A 26,283-nucleotide genomic window follows, 5' to 3' on the forward strand; every position below is an offset into this window, starting at 1 on the left:
ACACCAGGATCTGTACCCGCCACTGTCCGGCCCCGTGGCCGCCCCGAGAGCGCGGAACCAGCGGGAGCGGACTCGCCGCCCCCGCTCCGGAGACAGCGCCGAGTCCCGCCCGCATCACTGCCCGCCGGTTCATCTGCGCTCGCGATCACGGTGCACCGAGGCGGCGTCCGGAAATTCGGAGCGATCGCGGTCGCGGTGTGTATCCGACCGGCTCACAGTGAGAAGTAGGGGTCGTCGAGCACATATCGCCACGAGCCGTCGCTGCCGCGTCGTGCGATCTCGGTCGAGGTGGAGATCACCGGGGCACCGTCCGGCGTCGCGCCCGACACGGTGGCATCGTTGGAGATCAAAGCCAGCTCCCCGACCACGTGCACGCGGCGGGTCTGCAACTGGATCTTCGCTCCGGCGTCGATCATCGCGGCGAGGGAACTCCGGATGGCTCCGGCGCCGGATCGCCGGTCACCGGGGCTCGGGAACAGCAGTGCCGCCGGCTCGTAGAGCGACATCAAAGCGTCGAGGTCACCGCTGTTGAAGTAGCGAGCGAACAGTGGAGCCAGATCGGCGGGCCGAGGAGCTCCCAGGCCACGGTCGCCGATTCGTACCGGCTGGTCGTTCCAGCCGGCGTCCTCGACGGCGTCGAACCACGTGGTCGGCGCCTGCGTCGGGTAGTAGAGCTGGCAGAGCTGTCCCGGGAAGGTGAACCAGCTGCCCTTGGCCGGGTTGTCGCGCACCTGCCGGGCCAGGATCTCGCCGAAGGCGTATCCGACGTCGTATCGCGGCCACACCGCATGCACTCGATCACCGAAGCCATCCGGCAGCTGTGCGCGGCGCAGTCCCGCGATATCGGCTCCGGTGCCCATCTGCATCAAGGCCTCGACCGTTCCGAAACGACGCGCGATACCGTCGCTGGTGTGCAGCGCGACGGCGTTCCACACGGTCTGCACCCGCTGCTCGTCGACACCCTTGCTCCTGAGGAACTCCGCCGCGGCGTCGGCTCCGTCGAGTTCGAAACGCTGGTCGCCGTTCGCGTAATCCGTCGCGCCTAGATCGTGCAGTAGGCAGCTGAGATAGAGCAGTTCGTCGTCGTAGTCCGCACCGGCCCGCAACCCGTCGACCGTGGCCAACTCCCGCGCGTACAGGTAGGCGCGCACGCAGTGGTTGTAGACCAGCGGTGGCGACACCTCGGCTACCAGCGCGTCAGCGGCGACGGCGAGTTCCGAGGTGGGCAAGCCGAATTGCGTCGGATCGGCTTCTTGAACGGTCATCGTTTTCCCTTCCGAAAGTGCGCATTCAGTGTGTGCTCGGAAGTAACGGCCGCCCAGTGGCCAGATAGCCAACTATTGCCCAGATCTGGCCAGAGTCCAGGTTCGTCGCTCAGCTCGTCGAGCCGGCCATCCGGCCGCCGCCCGAGGCGGCTTCCCGGCGGCTGTCGATGGACCGCACGGCACCGCCGGAATGATGAAAACTGTTGCGGTAGGCCTGCGGAGAGGTCCGTGTCAGGCGGGCGAAGTGGTAGCGCAGGGTGGTGGCGGCGCCGAAACCGGCCTCCTCGGCGATGCGTTCGATGGACAGGTCGGTGGTCTCGAGCAGTTGCTGCGCGCGGTGCACCCGGACGCGGAGCAACCACTGCAACGGTGTTGTCCCGATTTCCGCACGGAATCGGCGGTTCAGGCTGCGCACACTGATGGCCCCGTGCGCCGCGATGTCGTCGAGAGTGAGCGGGCGGTGCAGGTTGGCCTGCATCCAGTCCAGGACCGGTTGCAGCGACGTGTCCGGATTGTCCGGGTCGGTGTGAGCGATGAATTGCGCTTGCCCGCCATCCCGCTGCGGCGGCATCACGATCCGGCGAGCGGTGTCGGCGGCCACCTGGGAGCCGAGATCCCGGCGAACCATGTGCAGGCACAGATCGAGCCCCGCCGTGGCCCCGGCTGAAGTGAGCACCGCGCCGTTGTCGATGAAGAGCACCGAGGCATCGACGTCGACGAGCGGATACCGGCGCGCCAACTCGGCGGCGTGTTCCCAATGGGTAGTCGCCCGTTGCCCGTCGAGCAGCCCGGTCGCGGCGAGCGTGAACGCGCCGACGCAGACGGAAGCCAGTCGTGCGCCGCGCGCGGCCGCGGCCAGCAGCGCGTCACGGACGCCGTCGGCGGGTTCGCGGAAGAATCCGGCCTGGCCGGGCACCACGACGGTGTCGGCGTCGGCCACCGCGTCCAAGTCCCAATCCGTCTGCAGTCGCACCGCACCGTGAACCGGGGCGATAGCGGCGGTGCCGCCCATCGTCACGACCCGGATGTCGTAATGCTTGCCGCCGCTCACCGTATTCGCCGCGCCGAACACCCAGCCCGGGAGCATCACTTCGAAACCGAGCGCGTTGTCGGGAGCCAGGACCGCCACGATCGCCATGGCCAGAACTTAACAGGCAATCCTGTAATAGCCACGATGGCTTCGGCGGGCTCGGGCGTCGCCTGTTTTGGAGGAATGTGTCCGGGCGGCACGCTGGTGGCGCGCCCCGGTGGGCGAGCGAAGGTGTTGCCGGCGAGGGCGGACCGACCCTGAACGCCCTTGCCGCGCAACGCCGAAAACGATCGGCGGGCCGGAGCCCGCCGATCGTTTTCGGTGTCTGGTGTGTTGTCACCGGGTGAGCAAGGAGCGCAGGGCGAAGAGGGAGTCGCGGCGCTCGTAGGCGATCCAGGCGAAGATCCCCGACAGCACCAGTGGGAAGGGTGCGTAGGCGGGCATATCGGTCAGGAAGAGGTTGGTAGCGGCGGCCAGCAGGGTGAGGATGGACAGGCCGATCGCGGCCGGGCCGCTCAGGCGGCGCACGAGCAGGCCGATGCCGCCGGCGATCTCGCAGATGCCGACGAAGTACATGAACCAGGGTGAGCCGATACCGGCCTCGCGCATCGCCGCCATGTTCTCCTCTGGGACCATGTCGAGTACCTTCGGCATGCCCGAGGCGATGATGAAGAAGAGGGCCAGGAAGATCTGCAGTCCCCACAGGACGCGGTTGCGGACTTTGCCGGGGCGGACGGTGGTGGTGGGCGCGGCGGCGATGGTGGTCATTGTTGGTTCCTCCAGGGTCGGTTGCGCTGTTCGGTAGCGCGTTCACCTGATAGGACGGCGGCCTTCGCGAGGATTCATCGGTCGCGGCGAAAATTGTTCGGACCCGCCTTTCTCGCACGTCCGGCCTGCGGCGACGACAGTTCGCGCGGACCGTGCACGACGGGCGCAGCGGATGGCCGCGGCGCCGGTAGGGCGAGAGGCGGGCCCGCTGTTGTCGGCGGGGCCGCCAGGTTGACCAGGCCCGGACACGACCGGTCTGAGGGAAGGGGCCGGCTGGCAGCCTGGCACACTCGATCGCGGCATAGACGGCCTTGCGCAAGGGCGCCTCGCGCTCGACGCGCCTAGCGCTGCCTCGGACGGCGACGCTCGCACGCCCGGTTTGGGAATCCCGGCAATGGTTGGCGAACCGAATTGTCATCGGGCACAAGACGGCTCGAAAAGTTGGCGCATCGGATATGCGATGTTATCTACTGCAAATTCGAGCCATCCTGTCCGGGGCTGGGAGGCGAGCTGGCCGAATATTCCCGCGAACAGGCCGTCGCGGTGGCAGACGCCTCCGATAGTGGAATTCGGCCGGATCCGGCCGGTAATCGAAACGCGAGGTGAATTCGGCCGCGATGAACAACTCCGAGCGATTTCGTCCGCCGCGTCACGTCGAGGCGGATATGCGAGCGTCGACCGTTGATCGCAGGCAGAACGGCACCTGCTTTCGGGCCTGTGCGCACAAGGAGCGGAACGATTCACAGCCGATGATCGAAAGAGTGGTTCGATGACCCGCAAAGAGGCAGCGGTCGCCCTGGGATCGTTCGGGGCATGCCTGATTTCGGTCTTCATGCAGATGATCGATGTGACGATCGTCAATACCGCGCTTCCGGTGGTCACCGCGGAACTGGGGGCGTCGCGTTCGGAGCAACTGTGGGTGGTGGCCGGTTACTCGCTGGCGTTCGCCTGCGTGCTGCTCACCGCGGCTCGCGTCGGCGCGATCGCCGGCCGCCGCCGGATGTTCCTGTGGTCGGCGGCGGCCTTCACGGCGGCCTCGGTGTGGTGTGGAGTGTCGTCCACCGCAATGGAATTGGTGATCGCCAGGATCGTCCAGGGTGTGGCGGGCGCGGGGATGGCCGCGCAGACCATCGCCATCATCACCGCGAGTTTCCGGCGCGAGCACCATCAATACGCCTTCGCCGTGTACGGCGCGACAGCCGGTTTCGCCGGGATGCTCGGGCCGATCCTGGGCGGCGGGCTGATCACCCTGGATCCGTTCGGGCTCGGCTGGCACGCGATCTTCCTGATGAACCTGCCGCTGGGCATGGTGGCCATCGCACTGGCCGCCGGTTACCTGCGGCTGGGTCCGGCGACGGATCGGGACCCGCTGGATATGCGCGGAGCCGTGGTGGCCACCGCGGCGCTGTTCCTGCTGCTGTTCGCGCTGTCGGACAGTCAACAGGCGGGCTGGCGGCCGCTGCACGGGGCATACATCGCGGCCGCGATGGTGCTGGGCGCGGTGTTCGTGGCCCGCGAACGCGCCACGCGCCGCCGCGGCGGCCGGGCTCTGGTGCGGCTGGACCTGTTCTCCGATCGCGGATTCGCGGTCGGATCGGTGCTGGTGACGGTCTTCTTCGGCCTGTTCACCGCGTTCGTTTTCACCGTTTCGATCCTGCTGCAGGACGTGCTGCGGTTCTCCGCGCTGCGTACCGGTGTCGCGATGACGCCGTTCGCCTTGGGCGCCGGGGCGGGGGCGGTGCTGTCACCGGTGCTCGTCAGCCGGTGGGGAATTCGCGCACCGGCCGCCGGTATCGCCGTCTTCGCGGGCTGCGTCGTGGTCGGCGTGGGCTACCTGTACGTGGGCTCCGGCGCGGTGAACCTGCCGCTGGTGGCCGGACCGGTGTTCCTCGCGGGTTTCGGGGTCGGGGTGTTCGGGGTGCCGCTGCAGCCGCTGATGCTGGCGGACCTGGACGATCGCGCCATGGGGGAGGCGTCGGGGGTGCTGCCCACGATCGAACAGATCGGCAATTCGGTCGGGCTGGCGGTGCTCAGCGCGCTGTTCTTCCGCGCGCACACGTTGTCGGGCAGCATGATCATGCTCTCGGCCATCGCCGCCGCCGCCCTCGGCCTCGCCGCCCTGACGCTGGCGCTGCCGGACCGCGCGCGGACCGCGACGAGCCCGTGGAGTCGGTCGACCGCGAGCTGACCGCTCCGGCCCCCTTCGACGACGCGTTCCAGCGCCGACGGTCCTCGCATACGAGGCCGGATTCCGCGGCAACCGGGGGCTCGGGCACCGCAGTCCAACGGCAACCGTGGTCCGGATGGCACCGAGGCATCCCGAAGACTGCCCCGCAGTGATCGCGCACGCTCACCAGAGAAGGATTCAGCCGCACGGCCATGAGTCGCCGAAAGAGGGACTGGCGGGGGTTCGACGCCGTTGCAGTCGGTCGTCGGGCGACGGCTCCTGGCTGCTGTGCGGGGAGATGCGTGAGTTCGTGGCCCCTGCCTACCGGACCTGGGAGCGTCCGGAGACGACTTCGGGGTGGGAATCCTCGGCCTCGGTGCGACGACGCGCGCCGCGCCGCAGCCAGGACGGCGCCCACCAGCAGGCGTCGCCGAGCAGCCGCATGGTCGCGGGCACCAGCAGCATGCGCAAGATCGTCGCGTCGATGAACAGCGCCGCGACCATGCCGTAGGCGATGTATTGCATCATGACCAGATCCGACAGGGCGAACGCTCCGGTCACCACCAACAGAATGAGGGCGGCGGCGGTGATGATCCATCCGGTGCGGGCTATGCCGACACGGACCGCCTCGGTGGTCGTCGCGCCCGCCCGGCGCGCCTCCACGATGCGGGCGAGCAGGAATACCTCGTAGTCGGTGGACAAGCCGTAGATCACGGCGACGATCAGCACCAGCACCAGCGCCATGATCGGTTGCGGGGTGAATTCCAGCAGTCCCGCGCCGTGGCCCTCGACGAAGATCCAGGTGAGGATGCCGAGGGTGGAGCCGAGCCCGAGCAGGTTCAGCAGAGCGGCCTTGAGCGGCAGCACCACCGAGCCGAAGGCCAGCACCATCAGCACGGTGGTGACGAGGAAGACGAGCGCGATCATCAGCGGCATGCGGCGCAGCAGCGCGTCGACGCTGTCGCGTTGCTTCGCGGGTTGACCGCCGATCAGCACGGTCGTGCTCTTCGGCACGGGCATGGAGCGCAGATAGTCGATGGTCGCGTCGGCGTCGTGCGCGTCACGCAGCACGGTCGAGGTGGTGAAGACGTTCGGATGCGCCGGTCCCTGCACCGCGCGGGGAAACGGCGCGACGAGTCCGGGGGCCCGGCCGGCCTGGGCGACCACCGCGTCGATCGCGGCGCTGTCATGGGTGATCAGCACCAGGTCGATCGGGTTGATCTGACGTAGCGGGAAGATCTGATCGAAGTGCTGTTGCGCCGTGCGCGCCGGATGCTGCGGCGGCAGGAAGCGTTCGGTTATCCCGCCGAAGGCCACCTCTCGTACCGGCGCGATGAGCACCACCAGAACGGCCACCAGCGGAATCGCGACGGCCAGCGGCCTCTTCATGACCCATCCGGCGACGCGGCCCCACGCATTGTCCCGCTCGCGGTCGCTCGCCCGGCGCGCGTGGAAGCGGTTGAATCCCAGCCGGTCCACGCGCCGGCCGAGCACAGCCAGCAGGGCGGGCAGCACTGTGATCGAGATCAGCGCCGCCAGCGTCACCGTCACCATCGCGCCGACGGCGAACGAACGCAGGAACCCCTGTGGGAACAGCAGAATCGCGCCCGCGGCGACAACCACGATGGTCGCGGAGAACACGACGGTCCGCCCGGCGGTCGCGACCGCGCGCCGTACCGCCTCGGGCACCTCGTGACCGTCGGCCAGCTCCTCACGGAACCGGCTCACGAGGAACAAGCCGTAGTCGATGGCCAAACCGAGGCCGACCATCGAGACCACTGGCGACACGAAGGAATTCACTTCGGTGACGGTGGTCAAGGCGCGAATGATCCCCCAGGCACCCAGCACGGTCAGCCCCCCGACGACGAGCGGGAGCGCGGCCGCCACGACGCCGCCGAACAGGAAGAACAACAGCACCGCCACCGCGGGGACGGCGAACAGCTCCATGCGCCGCTGGTCGTGGGCCATCGTGTCGTTGAGGGCGGCCGCGACCGGCTGTCCGCCGGCGACCTCCATCTCGACCCCGGGTAGCCGGAACTCGTCGGCGACGGCTCGGTAGTTGCGCATCACCTCGGTGTCGTCGGTGCCGCGGATGGCGACGGAGGCGAAGGCGTGCGCGCGGTCCTGGGAGCCGAAGATGTCCGGCAGTTCGAGCCCGGTGTCGGTGCGCCAGTAGGTGGCGTTGATCTTGCCGATTCGATCCGGAAAGCGTTGCGGCAGGCTGTTCAAGTGGTCGACGACGGTGGCGGCGAAGGCGGGATCGTCGATCGTCTTCCCGGCCGGGGCGTGGAACAACAACAGCACGTCGGCGATGTGGTCGCGCCCGAACGCCTCGTCCTTCAGCCGAGCCGCCCGCGCCGATTCCGACGTCGGATCGTCCCATCCGCTGACGCTGAGGTGATCACCCAGGCCGAGGCCGTACCCACCGAGGGCGAGCAGCCCGGCCACGACGAGCCCGATGACGAGGAATCGCCGCCGGACGAGCGTATCGGCCCAGTGCGTGAACAATGCCGCCTCCTGATCGATGACATCGCATGCCGGCGAGGGTCACGTACGAGCTGAAAACCTAGCAATCTCAGTAGTTTTCGACGATGGAGAATCGAGAATCTCGAAATGTTACAAAGCGCTCGACGGCCGGATTGTGAAGTCTCCCTGAGTCGGCGACGGGTGGTGTGGCCGCCGTTACGCTGGGGCGGTCGCCAGCTGCGCACGCGTCAATTCGTGAATCGCCGGACAAGAATGGCGATCAACCAGATCCGACCCGGAGGATGTGCATGTCGGATATTGCAATTGTCGGCATCGGCTGCAGATTCGCAGGCGGAATCGACTCGCCCGACACTTTTTGGGAATTCGTCCTGGACAAACGCGACGGTGTGATCGATATGCCCGCCGATCGCTGGGACTACCGCCGCTACTACGATCCGGAACCGCGAACGCCGGGGCGCAGCTACACCAAGCGCGCCGCCTTCATGACGATCGACCCGTGGGAGTTCGACCCGGACTTCTTCGGCATCTCCGCTCGCGAGGCGACCGTGCTGGATCCGCAGCAGCGCCTGATGCTGGAGGTGACCTGGGAGGCGCTCGACGACGCCGGGATCGCGCGGCACGCGGCGGGCTCGTCGATCGGCGTCTACGTCGGCGGGTTCGTGGTGGACCAGTCGGTGATCGGCGTGGTCGGCCCGGCCCTGTTCCACACCGACATGCACACCCCGGCCAGCGCGTCCTACACGATGCTGTCCAACCGGATCGCGTACGCGCTGAACCTGGTCGGGCCCGCGCTCACGGTCGACACCGCCTGCTCGTCGTCGCTGGTCGCCTTCCATCTCGCCTGCCAGGCGCTGGAGAACGGCGACTGCGAGGTGGCGCTCGCGGGTGGGGTGAACGTGATGCTGCAACCGGAGACCTTCGTCCTGATGTGCAAGGGCGGTTTCCTGGCGGCGGACGGCCGCTGCAAGTCCTTCGACGCCTCGGCCGACGGCTACGGGCGCGGCGAGGGCGCGGGCATGGTGGCGTTGAAGAAGCTCGACGACGCGGTCCGCGACGGTGACCGGATCTACGCGGTGGTCAAGGCGACCGGCGCCAACCAGGACGGCCGCACCACCGCGATCACCGTGCCCAGCGCCGAATCCCAAGAGGCGCTGGCTCGTTCGGTGTGCAGCCGGGCGGGGCTCGCGCCGGACACCATCACCTACGTCGAGGCGCACGGCACCGGCACGCTGGTCGGCGATCCGGTCGAGTTGCGCGCGCTCGGCCGCGTGTTCGGCGCGCCTGCGGGGCGCACGCGTTCGCTCGGTGTCGGCTCGGTCAAGTCGACACTCGGCCATACCGAGGCCGCGGCCGGTATCGCCAGCGTGATCAAGTCGGCGCTGGCGATCCACCATCGCACCATCCCGCCGCAGGGCTGGCTGGACAAACCCAATCCCGACATTCCCTTCGACGAGCTGGGGCTGCACGTCCAGCTCGAGGCGGAGGCACTGCCCGCGGACGCCGAGCCGATGACGATCGCGGTCAACGGTTTCGGCTACGGCGGCACCAACGCCCACACCATCCTGCAGGAGTTCCGGCAGGTCTCCCGCCCACCGGCACAGCAGGCACGGCATTTCGGCGTGCTGCCGATCTCGGCGCGCAGCACCGGCGCGGCTCGTGCGCTGGCCGGCCGGTTCGCCGATCTGATCACCGCGGGCGCCGACCCGGGGCGGCTGGCCGAGGCCGCCTGGACCCGGATGGCGCATCACCAGTTCCGCACCGGCGTGCTCGTCGGCGACACCGCCGACCTGGTCCGGGATCTGCACGAATTCGCCGCGGGAGAAGGCCGCGACGCCGCGCGGACGATCGTGTCGCGCACGGCCGAACCGGTGTTCGTGTTCTCGGGCATGGGTCCGCAGTGGTGGGGCATGGCCCGCGAGCTGCTCGGCGGCGAAGGCGTCTTCGCCGACACGGCGCAGGCGATCGACGCCGAGTTCCGTGCGATCGCGGGCTGGTCGATCATCGAGGAACTGCTGCGGCCCGAGGACGAGTCCCGGGTCACCAGCACCGAGGTGGCGCAGCCGGCGAACTTCCTCGTCCAGGTGGCGCTGGTGCGGGAGCTGGCCGAATACGGCGTCCGGCCCGCGGCCGTCGTGGGGCACAGTGTCGGTGAGGTGTCGGCGGCTTACGTGAGCGGCATGCTGTCGTTGCGCGACGCGGTGCTGGTGGCCTACCACCGGGCCCGGTTGCAGGCGACGACCGCGGGCTCGGGTGGCATGCTCGCGGTCGGGATGTCGCTGGAGCAGGCTCGCGAGCTCGTCGGCGACGACCCGCGCGTGGATGTCGCCGCGATCAACAGCGCGAGCTCGCTGACGTTGTCCGGTGACGCCGACCGCCTGGACGAAATCGCCGAGAAGCTCACCGAGGACGGCGTTTTCGCGCGCAGGCTGCGCGTGGAGGTGCCTTACCACAGCCGGTTGATGGACCCCATCCTCGATGAGCTGCGCGTGGCGCTGGCCGGGCTGGAGCCGCAGGCGCCCACCGTGCCGCTGTACTCCTCGGTCACGGGCGAGGCGGTGCACGGCCCCGATTGGGACGCCGGGTACTGGTGCGCCAACGTGCGAGAGCCCGTCCGGTTCGCCGACGCGATCACGAAGCTGATCGGCGCGGACAGCCGGGTCTTCCTGGAGGTCGGCCCGCACCCGGTGCTGTCGGGCAACATCCGCGAGGCGTTGCTGGGCGCGGACGTCAACGGCACGACGGTGGCGACACTGGATCGCAAGCAGGCGGACTCGGAGAGCGTCCGCCGCACCCTCATCGGTCTCTACGCCGCGGGCGTGCTCGACCTCGGCGAGCTGTTCCCCGCGCCGCTTCCCGCCACCCCGCACGTGCCGCTGCCGCGTTATCCGTGGCAGCGGACCCGGCTGCATTCGGCGCTGCCGCTGTTCGAGCAGGCACGGCTCGGCACCCCCGGTACCTACGCCATGCTGGGCGACCCGGACGTCGAGGGCAGGCCGGACTGGTTGCTGCAGGTCGGCACCGAACTGCTGCCGTGGCTGGCCGATCACGTCGTCAACGGCGTCAAGATCATGCCGGGCGCGGCGTACCTGGATGCCGCGCTGAGCGCCACGGCCGCCCGACTGGGTGTCGAACGCGTTGCGCTGGAACAGGTTCGGTTCGTGGCCCCGCTGATCATGGCCGCGCCGGACGTGCCGCTGGTGGCGCTGACCGTCGAAGAGGCCAGCGGCCGCTTCCTGATCCGATCGCGCTCGGCGACGGGCACGGCCTGGACGGTGCACGCGTTCGGCCGCACGCTGACCGGCAGCCACAAGCCCACGAAGGTCACGGTCCCGGCATTGGACGTCGGTCTGGACGTCGACCCGCAGATGTTCTACAGCGGCCTGGCCGCGGCAGGGCTGCAGTACGGCCCGGCCTTCCGCCGCGTGACCTCCGTGCGCGTCGGCGCGGAGGCGGTGGTGGCCACCGTCGACGGCGCCATCGCCGCGGACTCCGGGCACCTCGCCCATCCCGCGGTCGTCGACGCCGCGATGCAGTCGGCGGCGCTGCTGTTCGCCGACGCCCGGATCGATGAGGGCACGCTGGTGCCGGTCGGTGTCGCGGCGGTGCGGCTGGTCGCACCGCTGCCCGAGCGGATCACCGTCGTCGCGCGCCGCGATCCCCGGGCCCGGCTGCGCGCCGACGTGGATCTGCTCGACGACGAACAGAACCTGGTCATGCGATTGAGCGGCTTGCAGATCGGTGCGCTGGCGCCGGGCCAGGATCCGCTGCACCGGATGGTCGACTTCTACTACGCCGAGACGCTGGAACAGCGCGATCCGCTCGATCCCGCCGCGCTGCCGCAGGATTCGGTGAGCACCGTGATCGTCGCGCTCGGCGGCGACTGCCGCCGTGCGGGCCAGCTGGCCGCCGCCATCCCGGGTTCCCGGCTCTACGTCGCCGGAGTGGCGGGTCGCGAACTCGCCTCCGATCTGGCCGCCACATTGGCGGCCGCCAAGGCCGAGGGCGCCGACCGGCTGCACGTCTGCGTGGTCGCGGGGGCTGTCGAGGACGATGTCGCCGATCTGTGGATGCTGGAGCGGATCGCGGTCGCACTCGACGAGTTCGTCCATCCGGAGGCCACCGACGAGGGGCCCAAGAGCGTCTTCGGCGAAGGCTGGTGTCATGCCACCCTGGTGACCGAGCGGGCGTTCGCGCTGCCGGACAGCCCGATCCCGCCGAACTCCAACCACGCCGCGCTGGCCGGTGCCCGCCGGGTGCTGCTCAACGAGCAATCGGCATTGCGCTGGCGGCTGATCGACGTGGAACCCGATACCGAGATGGCCGATCTGATCCGCGAATTGGCGGTTCCCGGCGCGTTCTGGACCGACAACCTCGACGAGGTCGTGCTGCGCGGCGGCAAGCGCTGGGTCCCACTGGTGACCAAGCCGCTGCAGGAGCGTCTCGACGCCCTGGACACCGCCGAACCGCTGGCCGATCCGGAGGCCAACTTCACGCTCGAAATGCCCCGGACCCGGCTGCTGTCGGCGTTGGCGTGGCGGCAGTGCCCGCGGCCCGAACCGGGACCGGGGCAGATCGAGGTGCGGATGAAGATCATCGGCCTCAACTACAAGGATCCGCTCAAGGTCATCGGCCTGCTCGGTGAGCGGGAACTCGCGCCGACCTATTTCGGCACCGTGCCCGGGATGGAGGGCGTCGGCGAGGTGGTGCGCGTGGGCGCGGACATCACCGATGTCGCGGTGGGCGAGTTGGTCGCCGTCGCCGCCAAGGGCATGATGCAGCGCTACGTCGTGGTCGACCGCCAGCTGGCGATTCCGCTGCCCGCCGACGCGGATCCCGGATATTGCACCAGCACCATCGCCTTCGGCACGGCCGAGTACGCGCTGCTGGACCTGGCGCGGCTGGAACCGGGCGAGACGGTGCTGATCCACGGCGCGGCGGGGGGTGTCGGCACGGCCGCGATCCAGGTCGCGAAGGATCGCGGGGCCCGCATCATCGGCACCGCGAGCACCGACGAGCGCCGTGCCCACGTGCTCGCCCTCGGCGCCGACCACGCGATCGACTCGCGTTCGCTGAACTTCGTCGACGACGTGCTGGAGCTGACCGGCGGCAAGGGCGTCGAGGTCGTGCTCAGCAGCGCGCCCGGAGAGATCCTGCGCCAGAATTTCAACGCGGTCGCGGAATTCGGGCGGATCGTCGAGGTCGGCAAGGCCGACATCTACACCGGCGGCCTGCTCGAGATGGCCAACTTCGACAAGAACCTGGCGTACTTCTCGATGGATCTCGACCGCTTGGTCGCCGTCGACGCACAGCGGCTGGCCCGCCTGTTGCAGCGGGTCTACGAGAAGGTGCTCGCGGGCACCTACCAGCCGCTGCCCTACAAACTGTTCGAGACCGACGAGGTGCCCAGGGCCTTCGAGGAAACCATCCGGTCGACCGGGCTCGCCCGGATCGCGCTGCGCATGGATTCGCCCACCCCGGCGGTGCGGCCGTACCTGGCCGGGATCGAGATCGACGGCACCGCTACCTATCTGGTCACCGGTGGGTTCGGTGGGTTCGGGATGGCCATCGGACGCTGGCTGGTATTGCGCGGGGCGCGGCGGCTGGTCCTGCTCGGCCGCGGCGGCGCGAGCACGGAGGAGGCGCGCCGTCAGCTCGAGGCGTGGCGCACTCTCGGCGTCGAGGTGGTCGAGGAGCTGGCCGACGTCACCGATCCGGATGCGGTCGCCGCGATCGTCGCGCGGTCGCACAGCGCCGAGCACCCGCTGCGCGGCGTGTTCCACGCGGCGGGTGCGGTGGCCGACAATCGACTGGCCGCGATGCGGTTCGAGGAGCTGGCGAAGGTGTACCGCCCGAAGGTGCACGGCGCGCGAGTTCTGCATCGAGCCGTGGCCGACGCCGGGATCCGGTTGGACATGTTCGTGCTGTGCTCCTCCGGCGGTTCGATGTACGGCATCTACGGCCAGTACAACTACTGCGCGGCCAACGTGGCGGTGGAGTCGCTGGCCGAGGAATGGTCCCGGGCGGGCGAGCGGGCGCTGTGCGTCGGCTGGGGTCACCTGTCGGGCGCGACCGGCGGCATGGCCGCCGACGAGACGGCGCTGAAGTACCTCGATCTGGTGGGCTTCGACCCGATCGACATGGCCGACGCCACCGCCTATCTCGAGCAGACGCTGCGCTTGGGTGTGGCGCGCGCGGCGATCATCCCGACCGACTGGGCCAAACTGACCGGCACCTTCCCGCAGCTGACCCGCACCGGCCGCACGATCGCGCTCGCGCAGGCCTCCGCCAAGGACACCTCCGAACTGGCCCGCCTGCGAGCCGAGGTGGCCGCGATCGAGGAGAGCAAGCGCGGGGCCTTCGTCGCCCGCAAGATGGCCGAGGAGCTCGCCGTCGTGATGGGTGTGCCGGTCGACTCCATCGACATGACCGTTCCGGTGCCCGAACTCGGCTTGGACTCGTTGATGGCGGTGGAACTCGGTGCGCGGGTCACCAAGACCCTCGGCATCGACCTGATGTCGCTGCAGATGGGCCGCTCGTTCAGTCTGGAGCAGGCCGGCCCGAAGGTGGCCGAGCTGATCCTGGCGGCGGATTCCGGTCAGTCGCAGGCGGTTCCCGAGCCGACCTCGCCGACGGCCGAGCCTGCGCCCGCGAACGGCGCCGCGGCCGAACCGGCTCTGGCGCTGGCGGCGGCCGAGGCCAGGCCGTGAGCGACCGCCGTCATCGAAACGAGGTATCACCGTGGTCCGTTTCGGGCTGATCGATGAATGGGAGCCGGGGCCGGGACGCCTGATCAGCTGGGTGGCGTCACCGGAGTCGGTGGCGCGCGCCCGGCGGGCGCCGGTGCACCCGGCCCCGCCCTCACATCAGCAGGAACAGTATCTCCGGCTCGCCGATCGGCACGCCGCGGCGGACTTCCGGTACTCGGGTCTGTGCCTGGTGACCGCGGAGATCCCGACCGGCAACCTCGATCTGGACGCGATGACGCGGGCGGTCAACGCGTTCCTCCTGCGTCACGACACCTTCCGGACCTGGTTCCGGGTCGACGCCACTGGCGCGATCGAGCGTCACCTCGTGCCCGCGGAGGACGTCGATTTCGTGCCGGTCGACTACGGCCGCGTCGACGAGGCCAGGGCCATCCGCGACCATGTCCAGAAGACGACGCCGGGGCCGTTCGACTGGGACTGCTTCACTTTCGGGGCGATCGAACGCGAGGATTCGACCACGGTCTACCTCGCGGTCGATCACCTGCACACCGACGGATTCGGCCAGTATCTGTCCGGATTCGACCTCGCGCTGCTGTATCTGCGGGAGGTGTGGGAAGACGTCGGCATGCTCGCCCCCGCCGCCAGCTACCTCGACTACTGCACCGCCGAACGGGAGTACACCGGCCGCATGACGCTCGCCTCGCCGGGCGTGCGGAAGTGGCTCGAGCTCATCCGCGGGAACGACGGCGAACTGCCGTCCTTCCCATTGGATCTGGGCAGACGCACCGACGTGTACAACCGCAGCGCGCACCGCACCGTCACCCTGTTCGACGAGCACACCGCGCTGCGTTTCGAGCGGGCCTGCCGTGCCGGCGGAGCGGAGTTCGTGGGTGGCATCTTCGCCGCGGCGGCGCTGACCGAGCGCGAGCTCATCGACAGCGACTACTACTTCGGCATGACGCCCGTCAGCACCCGCAGCACCGCCGCGGAACGCGCGTCGGTCGGCTGGTACGTCACGCTGCTGCCGGTGGCCTTTCCGATCGGCCCCACGACCACCTTCGCCCGAGCGGCGTCGCTGGCGCAGCGCGCCTACGAGAACGGGCTGCGCCTGGCCCCGACCTCGTTCCAGCGCGTGGTGGAACTGCTGCCCGCCGACTCCGATCTCGACCTGGAGCCGGGCTGGTCCACGCCGATGATCTCGTACGTGGACGCAAGGGAGCTGCTCGGCAACGAGGTCTTCGACCTGGCGTCGTGCGGGCTGTACGCCAATCGGGCCGCGTCCGAGCAGGTGCTGATCTGGATCAACCGGCTCGCGTCGGAGACCACGCTGAGCGTCATCTACCCGGACACGCCGGTGGCGCACGACTCCGTCGAACGCTACGTGGCCACGCTGGCAGCGGTGTTCGCGGCGGCGGCCGAGGCCACACAGTAGAGGAGGATTGGTGGACACCGCTTTTCGTGACCCGGGGATCCCGGACGGAGAGAAGTCCGTCTACACCGTCACCATCGCCGATCGGCCACCGAAGATCGACCTGGTCAGCGTGGTCGCCCACGACGGCGACGGTTACCGCTCGACGCTCGAGGCAAGCCTGGGGCACGGGACTTTCGCCATGACCATCGAGCAGCGGTTCCAGCGCTGCGGGGACCGGCTGCGGGCCGAGCGCTACCGCGCCGAGACACGCTCGGGCACCACGGTGGTCTCTCGCGAGGAGGCCGACTTCCTCGGCACCGTCCACCTCCAATTCGGCGGTGGGATAGCGCCTTTCCCGGCCAACGTGATGCCGCTGGCCGGTGGCCTGACGCTGCTGCGCGGCCTGGACTTCGCCGAGGGCGCCGAGGAGTGCGTCGACCTGTGGCTGGCCTTCTCGGTGCACTTCCCGCTCGGGGCCAAGGTGGAGCAGCGCACCGTCGTCGACGTTCCGGCCGGGCGCATCAGCAGCTGGCAGGTCCGGCTGCGGCCGCGGTTGTCCGGACTGAACATCATGGTGGAGAAGGTGATCGGCGGATTCCTACCACCCGCGGTGGCGCACTTCGACACGGCTGCGCCGCATCGGCTGGTCCGGCTCAGCTTCCCGACCGGGCCGATGCCATGGGATCCGCGTGGGGTGATGGAACTGGTCGCTTAGGTTGTCGCGTCGAGCGGAACGCACGGTCGGCCGAAGCGGGTAGGGAGCCGCACAGCTCGCGTCCACGTCGCCCGGGCGGCTCGGACAGCTGATCTGGGTGCCAGGCCAACCGAAGCTGATGCTGTGGCCTTCGAGGTGCAATACCGGGCACCCCGGCCGCCTCCGGCGCCACCGTTGGTGACGATGCCGGGCGATGCGCGGCTGTGCGGCCCGGTGAGTCCGAAGGTCGCTGTCCATCGCGTCAGCGTGTGGTCGCCGTGCGCTCCCGGATCCGGTCGACGGTGGCCGGGACGACGCGTCGGCGGCGTGGTGACCACCAGTTGGCCGGGCCCATCAGCTGCACCAGCGCGGGGACCAGAAGCATGCGGACGAGGGTGGCGTCCACCACGAGCGCGATGATCATGCCCAGGCCGAGGAAGCGCATGGGCGTCAGCGGCGACAAGGTGAACGCGCCGGTGACGATCACCAGAAGAGTGGCGGCGGCGGTGATCACCCGGGCGGTCTTGACCGTGCCCGCGCGCACCGACGCGGCGGTGTCGGCGCCCGCGTCGTGCGCTTCGACCATGCGCGACAGCAGGAACACCTCGTAGTCGGTGGACAGGCCGAAGACCACCGCGATGATCAGCACCAGCATGCCCGCGGTGATGGGTCCGGTGCTCACACCGAGCAGGCCGGACAGATGCCCGCCGCAGAAGATCCAGGTGAGCACGCCGAACGTGGCGGCCAAGCTGAGGAATGCCAGGCCGACGGCCTTGAGCGGCAGCACGATCGAGCGGAACGCCACGGTCAGCAGCACCATCGTCGCGCCGACCATGACGAGGATCATCCACGGCATCCCGGCGACGATCGAGCGCACGCTGTCCACGGTGGCCGCGGTGTCGCCGCCGATCCACAGCACGGTGCCGTCCGGCGGAGTCAGCTCGCGCATGCCGCGTACCGAGGCGCTCGCCGCTTCGGTGCGGTCGGTGTCGCGCAGGAACGCGTGGAAGACGACGAAGTCCTCGGCGCGACCCACCTGGACGACCTGCCGGACGCCGTCGACCGTGCCCAGCGCCGTCGCGGCCGCGTCCACCGCGGCCGACTGCGGCGGCCCGTCCGAGCCGTGCAGCACGGCGGTGACGCCGCTGCCTGCCGCGGGGAACTGCGCGGTGAGCTCTTCGATGGTGACGCGCATGGGGTTGTCCGGGGGCAAGGCGTGGTGGTCGATGTCGCCCAGCCGCAGCCCGGCCAGCGGCGCCGCGAAGACCAGCAGGACGGCGCCGACGACCACGGTCACCAACCCCGGCCGCCGCAGCACGCGATCGACCAGGCCGCCCCAGAACCGGTCGGTGCGATCGATCGCGCGCGCGGTCCCGATGCGCGCGCCGAACAACGCGAGCAGTGCGGGCAGCACGGTGAGCGAGAGGCCTGCGGCCAGCGCGACCGCCGTGATCGCGCCGATGCCGAGCGAGCGCAGCACCGCCTGCGGGAAGACGAACGTCCCCGCGAACGCGCAGACCAGCAGCAGTGCGGAGAACGCGATGGTGCGCCCGGCGGTCGCGTAGGTGCGGCTGATCGCGGAGCGTACGTCGTGCCCGCCGGCGACCTCCTCGCGGAATCGGGTGACCAGGAACAACCCGTAGTCGATGGCCATCCCGAGGCCGAGCAGGGACGCGATGTTCATCGCGAACGTGCTCACCTCGGTCAGCTCGGCGAGCACACGGATGGCGCCCAGCGCGCCGAGCACGGTGAGGCCGCCGACCACGACCGGGAACGACGCGGCGATCAGACCGCCGAACACCAGCACCAGGATGAGCAGCGTCAGCGGCAGCGAGAGCCCTTCCGCCCGCACCAGATCGTGCTGGGACTGCGCGTTGATCTCCGTGGAGACCGCGCTGTAGCCGGACAGGTCCGTGGGCACACCCGGAACACGAAGCAGCGGTTCGATGTCCGGATACGCGGCGACGCGCCGGTTGGCGTCACCGGCGAGATAGACCACGGCCAGGGCGTGCCGGTTGTCGGCCGAGCGCAGGAATCGCTTGCGCGCGAACCCGGCGTTCCAGTAGGTCTCGATCGGCCGTTGCAGCATCGCCGGATCGATCCGCGCCAGCGCTTCCTGTACGCGGGGGCCGAGGTCGTCGAGCGCCTGCCCCTCCGGCGCGGTGTACCGCACGACCACGTCGGGATTCTGCGGGCCGAAATGGTCGCTCACGAGCTGATCCACGCGCGCGGACTCGCTGCCGGGATCGATGAACCCGGCAGCCGTGACCTTGTCCGACGCTCCGATGCCCAGTAGACCGGACAGCAGCATCACCCCGGTCACCAGCGCCAGCACCATCCGCGGCCGGGCGAGGACGACCCGGGCGAGGCCGGTCATCCGACGGCCGCCCGGTGCGGCGCGAGTTCGGCTTCGAGCCGCGCGGTGATCTTGTCCAGCAGCGCCTCCAGCCGGGGCTCGATGCCCGCGCCGTTACGGCAGGAGACGGTCAGCTCCAGCTTCCCGCGCGACTCGACCATGGCGAACAGCAGCGGCATCGCGCCGCTGTGCTGCGGCAGCACCCGCATGGTCGTCGGCGTCCAGCCGGGCACGGCCATCTCAGCGAGATCGAAGGCGCCCAGATGAGAGACGGTGGCCGAGACCATGTTGCGGTTCAGCCGGGCCCCGAGCCAGCTGGCGCCGTGCAGCACGGCGCGGACGACGGCGTCCGGGAACTGCGACAGCTTGCCGTTGTCGAGCTCGTTCAGTTCCCGCTTCTCCCGCAGGCCGGTGCGCATCCGCTCCCGGACCGTCTCCCAGTCTTCGCCGGGCGCCACGTCGAGAAACAGGGGCAGCGCCAGGTTCGCGGTAGAGCGCAGGCCGGGACCGTGCCTGCGCAGGTCGACCGGAATCATGAAGCGGGAGCGCGTATCCGACTCCGCGGCCAGCACCGCGGCCACCCGCGCGACGATGCCCTTGCCGGTCGCCTCGATCGTGCGGTGGCGCAGCAGCCAGCGCGGGGCCGCCGGATCCTGGCGGCCGCGGCCGGTCGGCGCCGCGAACGTCGGCAGGACCAGGGTCGGTTTCCCCGCGGCGCCGACGCGCGCGACCAGTTCGGCGTCGGCGACCGGGTCGGGCGCACCGAGTGGCGTTCGTCCGCGCAGGGCGCGGAACACATCGTCCACCCACATTCGCAGGCCCATGCCGTCCATCACGCCGTGGAAGGCGCGGAACAGCACGGTGGTCTGCGCACCGGTCAGCAGCAGGACCTCGGTGGTGCGATCCGGCGTGGGACCGATCGGGCTGTTGAGCACCGCGTCCTGCTCCAGTGCGGCGTAGTTCAGCGTCCAGCCCGGCACGACGCGCACCGTGGCGGCCAGACCGCTGTCCACCCAGTCGCGCCCGTCGCGCACCAGGCGGGACCCTGGGCAGGCCGCCGAGGCGGCGTCGACGGCGGCTTGCAGCGCCGCCGGGTCCAGGCTGCCGTCGCCGTGGACGGCGAGGTGCATCACGAACGGCGGGGTCACCCGCCGCGTGGCGAAATAGAGGCGTTCGGTGGGCGTGATCTTCCGGCGGAAGACAGGGGCGTTGCTCATGCTGGTCTCCGGTACCGATGAGGTGCTCAGCGCAGATCGCGGGTGAGTTCGACAGCGCCGCCCTGGCTGTCCAGCCAGGCGAGGAAGGCGGTCAGTCCGCTGTCGCGATCGACGACCGGCCGATAGCCGAAATCGCGTGCGGCGGCGCTGGTGTCGTAGGTGGCGCTGCGGGTCAGCAGAGCGACGGCGTAGCGCGACAGCGGCGGCGACCAGCGCGTCGCGACGGCCGGGACCCGCCAGATCGTCTCGATGACGCGCACCGCCGCGTCGATCACCTTGGGGTTGGGTTTCCTGGTCGGCGGCCGGTATCCCAGCCGGACCGCCACCTGGCCGAGAAATCCCCAGACGTCGGTCTTCTCGGCGTCCGCGATGAAATACGCCTTACCGCCCACCGCGTCCGACGCGGCCGCCAGCACACAGGCCTCGACGATGTTGTCGACGTGGCACAGCGAGGCGTACACGGTGCGGCCGAACGACAGGTCCGGCAGCGTTCCCGCGCCGGCCCGGCCGAGCATCCGCACGATGGGACCGGAGCGGTCGCCCGCGCCCCAGATCGCGCGGGGGCGCAGCGCGCAGGTGCGGAAGCCGTCGGTGTCGGCGGCCAGGACCGCCCGCTCGGCCGCGGCTTTGGTCTCCGAGTACAGGTTCAGGTAGCGCCGGGGATACGGCACCGATTCGTCGACGTCGAGCTGGTCGCCGCCGTAGTAGTCCATCAGCGCGCTCGGGCTGGAGATGAACACGAACCGCGAGGCCCCGCCGCGCCGGGCGGCTTCGAGCAGCCGTTCGGTGGCGCGGACGTTCTCGTTCCAGAATTGTTCGCGGGTGCCGCGCTCGTCCACGCGGGCCGCGCTGTGGAAGATGATGTCGACCCCGCGGGTGGCTCGCTCGAGCGAGGCGGGATCGGTCAGATCGCCGTAGACCAGCTGGATCTTGTCGAGGTCCGAGCCGAGATCGGCCAGATTGCTGCTGCGGCGCACCAGAATCGACACATCGTGCTCGCCGTCGCGTACCAGCCTGCGCACCAGCGCGCCGCCGAGAAATCCGGACGCGCCGGTCACCAGAACTTTGCTCATTGTCCTTCCTCCTTGCCGGGCCGGGTCCGCCACCAGGTCAGGCCGAAAATCTGCGTCAGGACCGCCGTCTCCAGCCGGCCACGGCCGGATCCTTCGGCGGCGCGCAGGGCCGCCGGGATCTGGGCCGCGTGCACGACGACGCTGAGGAACGCGTCGATCCACCAGACGGTGCGCAGGATCCGGCTGTGCGGGATACGGCCGGTCGCCGCGGCGAGCGCGCCGCAGGCCAGATAGAGCCAGCCCAGGACGGGAACCGCCCGCAGTACAGTCGTTTTCATCGTCGGTTGTCCGTTCGAAGCCGTTCGGCCGCCCACACCGTGAGCTGTTCGCGGCCGATCTTGGCGTTGTGCCGGATGTCCACCGGGAACGCCGGGTGGACCAGGAAGTCGGTGATCGTCCGGGTGAGGTCGAATCGCGCCGTGTGGGCGCGCAACGTCACCTCGACGACCTCGGCGTCCGCGCCGGGCTTCAGTTCGACGCACAGCACCGGCCGTTGCGATCCCCGCGTCCCGATGCCCACCAGCGCCGTGCGCGCCACGCCCGCGACGGTGTTGCAGATCTGCTCGACCTGGACGGTGAACATCGGTCCGTGCGCCGTGACCACCCGCTGGCTCTTGCGTCCGCAGAACCAGATCCGCCCGTGCTCGTCGATCCACGCGAGATCGCCGGTGCGGTGCCAGATCCGGTCGCCGTCGACGATCTTGCCCAGCGCGTTCGCCTGCGGCGGCCAGTAGTACCCGGGGCTGACGTTCGGCCCCGCGACCACCAGTTCGCCGATGCCGCGCGTATCCACCAGCCCGCCCGCGAGTTCTTCGGCCCGCGCCCACGTCGGGATGGCGTCGTCGGTGATGGCGACGATACGGGCCTGCACTCGGTGGGAGGGCCTGCCGAGACAGGTTCCCGCGCCGCGATGCGCCCGTTCGACCAATCCATCCAGCAGTTCCCTGGACTCGATGGTGGACATCGGCAGCGCCTCGGTGGATCCGTAGCCCGCGACGACCTTCGCGTCCGCACCGAGCACTTCACGCAGTCCGGCGATGCACCAGTCCGGCACCGGAGCACCACCGGAATAGACGCTGTCGAGCGAGTCCAGCGCGGCCGGGCGGACGCGCAGATGCTCGAGCAGTGGAATCAGCACGGCGGGGGAGGCGAACATGGTCCGCACGCCGAACCGCTGGATCGCGTCGACCACGTGCGTGGGATCGGTCGCCCCGACCTTGCTCGGAATCAGCGGCGGCAGCACGCAGCGCGAGCCGAGCAGCAGATCCAGCACGCCGACCAGCGGCAGAGTGATCAACGAGACCTCCGGCGCCACCTCACCCCGCGCCACGTGCACCTGCTCCACCATCGCCGCCAAGTTGCCGTGCGTCAGCCGCACGGCCTTGGCCGGCCCGGTGCTGCCGGTGGTGAACGCGATGAACAACAGATCGTCCTCGGTGACCGGTCGGCCCGAGGGGATCGGGCCGGTGGGCGTGCGGCCCCACTCCCGCAGCGACTCGCCGCGCCAGAACCAGCGCCTGCCGACCGTGACCGCGGTGCGCACGGTGCGGAAGCCCCGCTGGAACAGCACCCGCAGCGCGTGCGCCTGCGGGATGCCGATGAACGCCTCGGCGTCCACGGCGCGCAGGCAGCGCAACATCTTTCGCACGCCCATGCCGGGGTCGATCACCACGGCCACCGCGCCGAGCTTCAGCAGCCCGAACATGATCGCGTACAGTTCGGGACTCGGCAGCACCAGCACGATGGTGCGCGTCCCGGTGCCCACTCCCGACGCGGCGAGCCGCTGGGCGATCGTGTCCGACCACGCGTCCAATTCGCGATAGGTCAGCTGCCGGTAGGCCGGCAGGCCATCGGGGCCGACCCCGTCCGCGTAGCGCACGGCCACCCGGGTGGGGTCGGTGCGGACGACCGCACGGAACCGATCGATGGCCTGCCAGGATGTTCCCGTTGTCACGCAGGCGCCCCGGCGAGCACGGGCAACCGGTAGAGCACCGCCGCCGCCGAAGGACCGGCGCCCGCCGCGACGAACAGCACTTGTCGGAACTCGGCGAAGGCATCGTCGGCGAGCGCCAGATCGTAGGCGGCGGTGAGCGCCGCGGTGTGCGGGTCGCCGTCGCGCAGATCCGGGACGCGGACCGAACCCTGGTCGATGCCGAGCGCGGCGGCCAGCCGCCCCGGGAACTGCGGGCTCGGCGTCGACGCGATCAGCGCGATCTCGTCCAGCGAGCCGTGGTCGGACTCGGCGAGCGCTCGGCGCGCCGCGTCCACGGCCACCTCGAGCAGACGGTCCTGGAAGCCGGGTTCCCGCTCCACGGTCATCGCGCCGCGGCCCGTCTTGCCCATGGTGGAGACGTCGACGTATGCCTCGACGGCGGGTGTGCCCTCGCCGGCGACGGTGTGCACGGAGCCGAAGCCGGTGGGCTCGTCGGTGTGCTCCAGCAGCAGCGCCGCGCCGCAGGTGGCATACGGGAATTCGGCGTCGCCGACGGAGCGCAGCAGCGACGGATGGGTGTCACCGGAGACGATGAGCACGTGTTCGGCGCTACCGGTCGCCAGGACCGACGTGGCCACCTGGACCGCGTTGAGCACGCTGACCGCCCCGTTCAACAGATCGAACGAGAAGGTGCGCGGGTCGTCCTTCGCGTATTCGAGGCCGATGCCCGCCGCTTTCTGGATCAGCGCGGACACCGCCGGTTCGACGGTGTTCGAATCCCGGAAGATGCCCGCGTTGATCAGCAGGCCGACCTGCTCGGGCCGGATCCCGGCACGTTCGAGGCTGCGCTTGGCCGCGCGGGCGCTGTGCTCGACGATGCTGTTGGTGTCGCCGCCCCGGCTGATGCCGGTGGACTTGATGCGGACGCTCATGACCGACCTCAGACCTTCAGAGACGAGATGGTGGTGGACAGGAACCCGGTGACGATGCCGGAGGCCGCGGGCACCAGCAGCAACTTCGAGCCCGCGGGGATGTTCTGCTCGCCGAGCTGATCGTGCAGCACAATGAAATGCGAAGTGGTGGAAGTGTTTCCGTACTTCTCGATGACCCGCAGGTCCGGCGGCATCGGGCTGCCGAACTCGCGCTCGGCGATCGCGTTCATCCACGGGATCGCGGCGGCGCCGAACTGATGGTGGATGACGTAGTCGAACTGCTCGTCGGCGAAGGTCTTGCCCTGCGCCTCGAGGAGTTTCCGCTGGGTGTTGGTCCCGAGCAGGAAGCGGTCCTCGTTGTGCATCTTGCGGTTGTCGGTGTACATCGCGATGCCCTGTGTCTTACTGCTGGGCATGCCCAGGCACAGCTGCGCGTATTCCGCGGCGGTCATCATCTCGATGTAGTGGATCACGTCGTTTTCATCGACCGCCTGATCCAGCACGATCGCGCATCCGGAATCGCCGACAGTCAGCGAGGCGAATTGCGGATCGTATTTTTGGGAAATCTCGGCGACCGCTGTCTCGGCGATCGGAGTAATGGCCTCGCCGCTGACCACGAGGCCGTTTCGAACGGCGCCGGACCGGATCATACGATCTAGGATGTAGGTTCCGGTGAGCATTCCGGCGCAGGCATTGGCGATATCGAACGTAATGGCGTTCTTGGCACCGATAAGACGGCTTATCGATCCGGCGAACGACGGCTCCAGGTACATCCTGGTCGCATGCTTGCTGCGCGTGATGGAGGCGGATATGACCACGTCGATATCCTCTGGCGCATACCGTGACCTGGAGAGACAATCCTCGACCGCCTTGGTGGCGAGGATGAAGGAATCCTCGTGACTTTCCGGCCTGGTGTCGCGTACCCGGCGCTCACGGACGCCGGTGATTTTCTCCAGATCGAACGAAGGCGGCTCTTTCAGCCCGGAAAGCAATTCCGCGGTGGTGACAACTTTTGAAGGCAGATAGGCGCCGATGGATTCGAAGCGAGAATGGGGAGACACGAGCGCTCCTGAAATCGTGGAGATATACGGTTCCGGATCGACTCTGATCGTCGGTGCAATGAACACTACCCGACAGTAACAACAAATGGCTATATCCCCTCCGAAGGCTCCGTCTGAGACGGAAATCACTGACGGAGGTACCTGTTTCGTGAGGTATCACTAACTGGTGACCGGCTGGCTATGGCGTTCGCAGTATTGCGATGTGATCTGCCGTTTCGGCCTGTCGGGGCATTTCGTCTTCGCGGCCCGGTGCGGCGCCGCGGGTGTGGGAAGGCGTTGCTCCGATCGGGGCAATCGATCGGTTATTGCCGAATGGTGGTTCTTTCTGAGTGCCCGGCGGGATGACTCTCTCGCCGGGTGTGAGTGAGTTCACTGTGTACGGGGAGTCGTACCGGTGCCGAGCGCCGCGCCGTCGGCTGGTCGGACGGAGGCTGAACGATGTTGTGACAGAACGTGGGTCATCGGAAGGCGTGCTTCGGCATCCCGTCGGCCGGGTACGGCGTCAGGCTTCGGTGATCAGCGACGAGCGCGCCGTGGCGATCCGCTCGATGACATCGGCGGCGTGCGCGTCGAAACGCGCTCGGGAGACCGGGATTTCGCCGTCGAGCCACGGGCGGTAAAGATAGGCGAGCGCGCCGAAGATGGCGCTGGCGTTGAGCGCGTAGTCGTGCTCGTCGGGCACCGGCTCGGTGTAGTCGCCCGCGCTGATGGTCAGGGCGATGGGCGCGGTGAACAAGCCGATGAGTTCGTTGGCGCGCGGCATCAGCACCGGGGTGGCCTGGGATTCGATGAACATGATGCGGCCGCGGCGGCGGTCCGCCAGCAGGTAGTCGGTGAAGACGCCGACCATGTGGCGGAACATCGCGTCGCGTTCGATGGGCGCGTTGGGCAGCTCGTCGAGCAACCGGTCGCGCGCGCCGAGGACGACGGTGTCCAGCACGGTCGTCAGCAGCGCGTCCAGGTTGGCGAAACTCTCGTAGAAATAACGCTCGGTGAGCCCGGCCTGCCTGCAGACGCCGCGCATGGACGTCTCGGCCGCGCCGACGGTCGCCATCAGCTCCGTGCACGCCTCGATCAGCTGTTCCCGGCGTGCGGCGACGCGGTCGGCGGGGGACTGCCCGCGCCAGCGGCGCATGCCGGGAATCGACCCGTCGCCTTCGTCCATGGCGTCATCCTCTCATAGCG

16 protein-coding genes are annotated in these 26,283 nt (G+C 69.3%); 4 read left to right on the forward strand and 12 right to left on the reverse strand.

Translation table 11 applies throughout. The features are described from left to right. Positions 1-212 precede the first annotated feature (212 nt). From QMG86_RS10740 to QMG86_RS10750, 3 genes are all read right to left on the reverse strand, one after another. Positions 213-1,265 carry an HD domain-containing protein gene (locus QMG86_RS10740; RefSeq protein WP_281879230.1) on the reverse strand — a complete coding sequence of 351 codons (1,053 nt, stop codon included), beginning with the start codon at positions 1,263-1,265 and terminating at the stop codon, positions 213-215. 109 nt (positions 1,266-1,374) lie between these two features. Beyond that, positions 1,375-2,403, reverse strand: a complete 1,029-nt coding sequence (locus QMG86_RS10745) for a GlxA family transcriptional regulator (protein WP_281879231.1) — start codon at positions 2,401-2,403, stop codon at positions 1,375-1,377. A gap of 228 nt (positions 2,404-2,631) precedes the next feature. Further along, a complete protein-coding gene (locus QMG86_RS10750; RefSeq protein WP_281879233.1) occupies positions 2,632-3,063 on the reverse strand; it encodes a DoxX family protein in 432 nt (143 codons plus the stop codon). A gap of 769 nt (positions 3,064-3,832) precedes the next feature. On the opposite strand from QMG86_RS10750, the gene QMG86_RS10755 reads away from it, so the two are divergent. Beyond that, entirely contained in the window at positions 3,833-5,251 is a 1,419-nt protein-coding gene (locus tag QMG86_RS10755; RefSeq protein ID WP_281879234.1) for an MFS transporter, read from the forward strand. 300 nt (positions 5,252-5,551) lie between these two features. Here the strand turns inward: QMG86_RS10755 and QMG86_RS10760 are convergent, their stop codons facing one another. Continuing rightward, positions 5,552-7,738 carry an MMPL family transporter gene (locus QMG86_RS10760; RefSeq protein ID WP_281879235.1) on the reverse strand — a complete coding sequence of 729 codons (2,187 nt, stop codon included), beginning with the start codon at positions 7,736-7,738 and terminating at the stop codon, positions 5,552-5,554. 266 nt (positions 7,739-8,004) lie between these two features. Here QMG86_RS10760 and QMG86_RS10765 point away from each other — a divergent pair, with 266 nt between their 5' ends. Genes QMG86_RS10765 through QMG86_RS10775 form a run of 3 tightly spaced genes read left to right on the forward strand, consistent with a single transcriptional unit; the run spans position 8,005 to position 16,547 of the window. After that, positions 8,005-14,424: a type I polyketide synthase gene (locus QMG86_RS10765; protein ID WP_281879236.1), complete on the forward strand. Its 6,420-nt coding sequence runs from the start codon at positions 8,005-8,007 to the stop codon at positions 14,422-14,424. Positions 14,425-14,455: 31 nt separating this feature from the next. Next, a complete protein-coding gene (locus tag QMG86_RS10770; protein WP_281879237.1) occupies positions 14,456-15,853 on the forward strand; it encodes a condensation domain-containing protein in 1,398 nt (465 codons plus the stop codon). Between the two features lie 10 nt (positions 15,854-15,863). Then, the gene (locus QMG86_RS10775; RefSeq protein ID WP_281879239.1) at positions 15,864-16,547 is read left to right on the forward strand and encodes a hypothetical protein; all 684 of its coding nucleotides are present in this window, start codon (positions 15,864-15,866) and stop codon (positions 16,545-16,547) included. Between the two features lie 241 nt (positions 16,548-16,788). Here QMG86_RS10775 and QMG86_RS10780 read toward each other — a convergent pair whose 3' ends face one another. The 8 genes from QMG86_RS10780 to QMG86_RS10815 form a co-directional block, all read right to left on the reverse strand. Beyond that, complete coding sequence (locus QMG86_RS10780) at positions 16,789-18,903, reverse strand: MMPL family transporter (RefSeq protein WP_281879242.1); 2,115 nt, start codon at positions 18,901-18,903, stop codon at positions 16,789-16,791. After that, positions 18,900-20,099, reverse strand: coding sequence for a peptide synthetase (locus QMG86_RS10785; protein WP_281879244.1), 1,200 nt, complete (start codon positions 20,097-20,099; stop codon positions 18,900-18,902). Before QMG86_RS10785 ends, QMG86_RS10780 begins: the two co-directional genes overlap by 4 nt. 26 nt (positions 20,100-20,125) lie before the next feature. After that, on the reverse strand, positions 20,126-21,172 hold the full coding sequence (locus QMG86_RS10790) for an NAD-dependent epimerase/dehydratase family protein (RefSeq protein ID WP_281879246.1): 1,047 nt from the start codon (positions 21,170-21,172) through the stop codon (positions 20,126-20,128). Further along, positions 21,169-21,450 carry a hypothetical protein gene (locus QMG86_RS10795; protein WP_281879247.1) on the reverse strand — a complete coding sequence of 94 codons (282 nt, stop codon included), beginning with the start codon at positions 21,448-21,450 and terminating at the stop codon, positions 21,169-21,171. The genes QMG86_RS10790 and QMG86_RS10795 overlap by 4 nt, the downstream gene beginning before the upstream one ends. Then, on the reverse strand, positions 21,447-23,126 hold the full coding sequence (locus QMG86_RS10800; protein ID WP_281879249.1) for a fatty acid CoA ligase family protein: 1,680 nt from the start codon (positions 23,124-23,126) through the stop codon (positions 21,447-21,449). Before QMG86_RS10800 ends, QMG86_RS10795 begins: the two co-directional genes overlap by 4 nt. Next, positions 23,123-24,037 (reverse strand): beta-ketoacyl-[acyl-carrier-protein] synthase family protein, encoded by a 915-nt coding sequence (locus QMG86_RS10805; RefSeq protein WP_281879251.1) that lies wholly within the window; start codon positions 24,035-24,037, stop codon positions 23,123-23,125. The genes QMG86_RS10800 and QMG86_RS10805 overlap by 4 nt, the downstream gene beginning before the upstream one ends. A gap of 8 nt (positions 24,038-24,045) precedes the next feature. Next, positions 24,046-25,098: a 3-oxoacyl-ACP synthase III family protein gene (locus tag QMG86_RS10810; protein ID WP_281880903.1), complete on the reverse strand. Its 1,053-nt coding sequence runs from the start codon at positions 25,096-25,098 to the stop codon at positions 24,046-24,048. Positions 25,099-25,600: 502 nt separating this feature from the next. Then, on the reverse strand, positions 25,601-26,263 hold the full coding sequence (locus tag QMG86_RS10815; protein ID WP_281879252.1) for a TetR/AcrR family transcriptional regulator: 663 nt from the start codon (positions 26,261-26,263) through the stop codon (positions 25,601-25,603). Positions 26,264-26,283: the final 20 nt, after the last annotated feature.

Source organism: Nocardia sputorum, from assembly GCF_027924405.1.
GTDB lineage: Bacteria > Actinomycetota > Actinomycetes > Mycobacteriales > Mycobacteriaceae > Nocardia > Nocardia sputorum.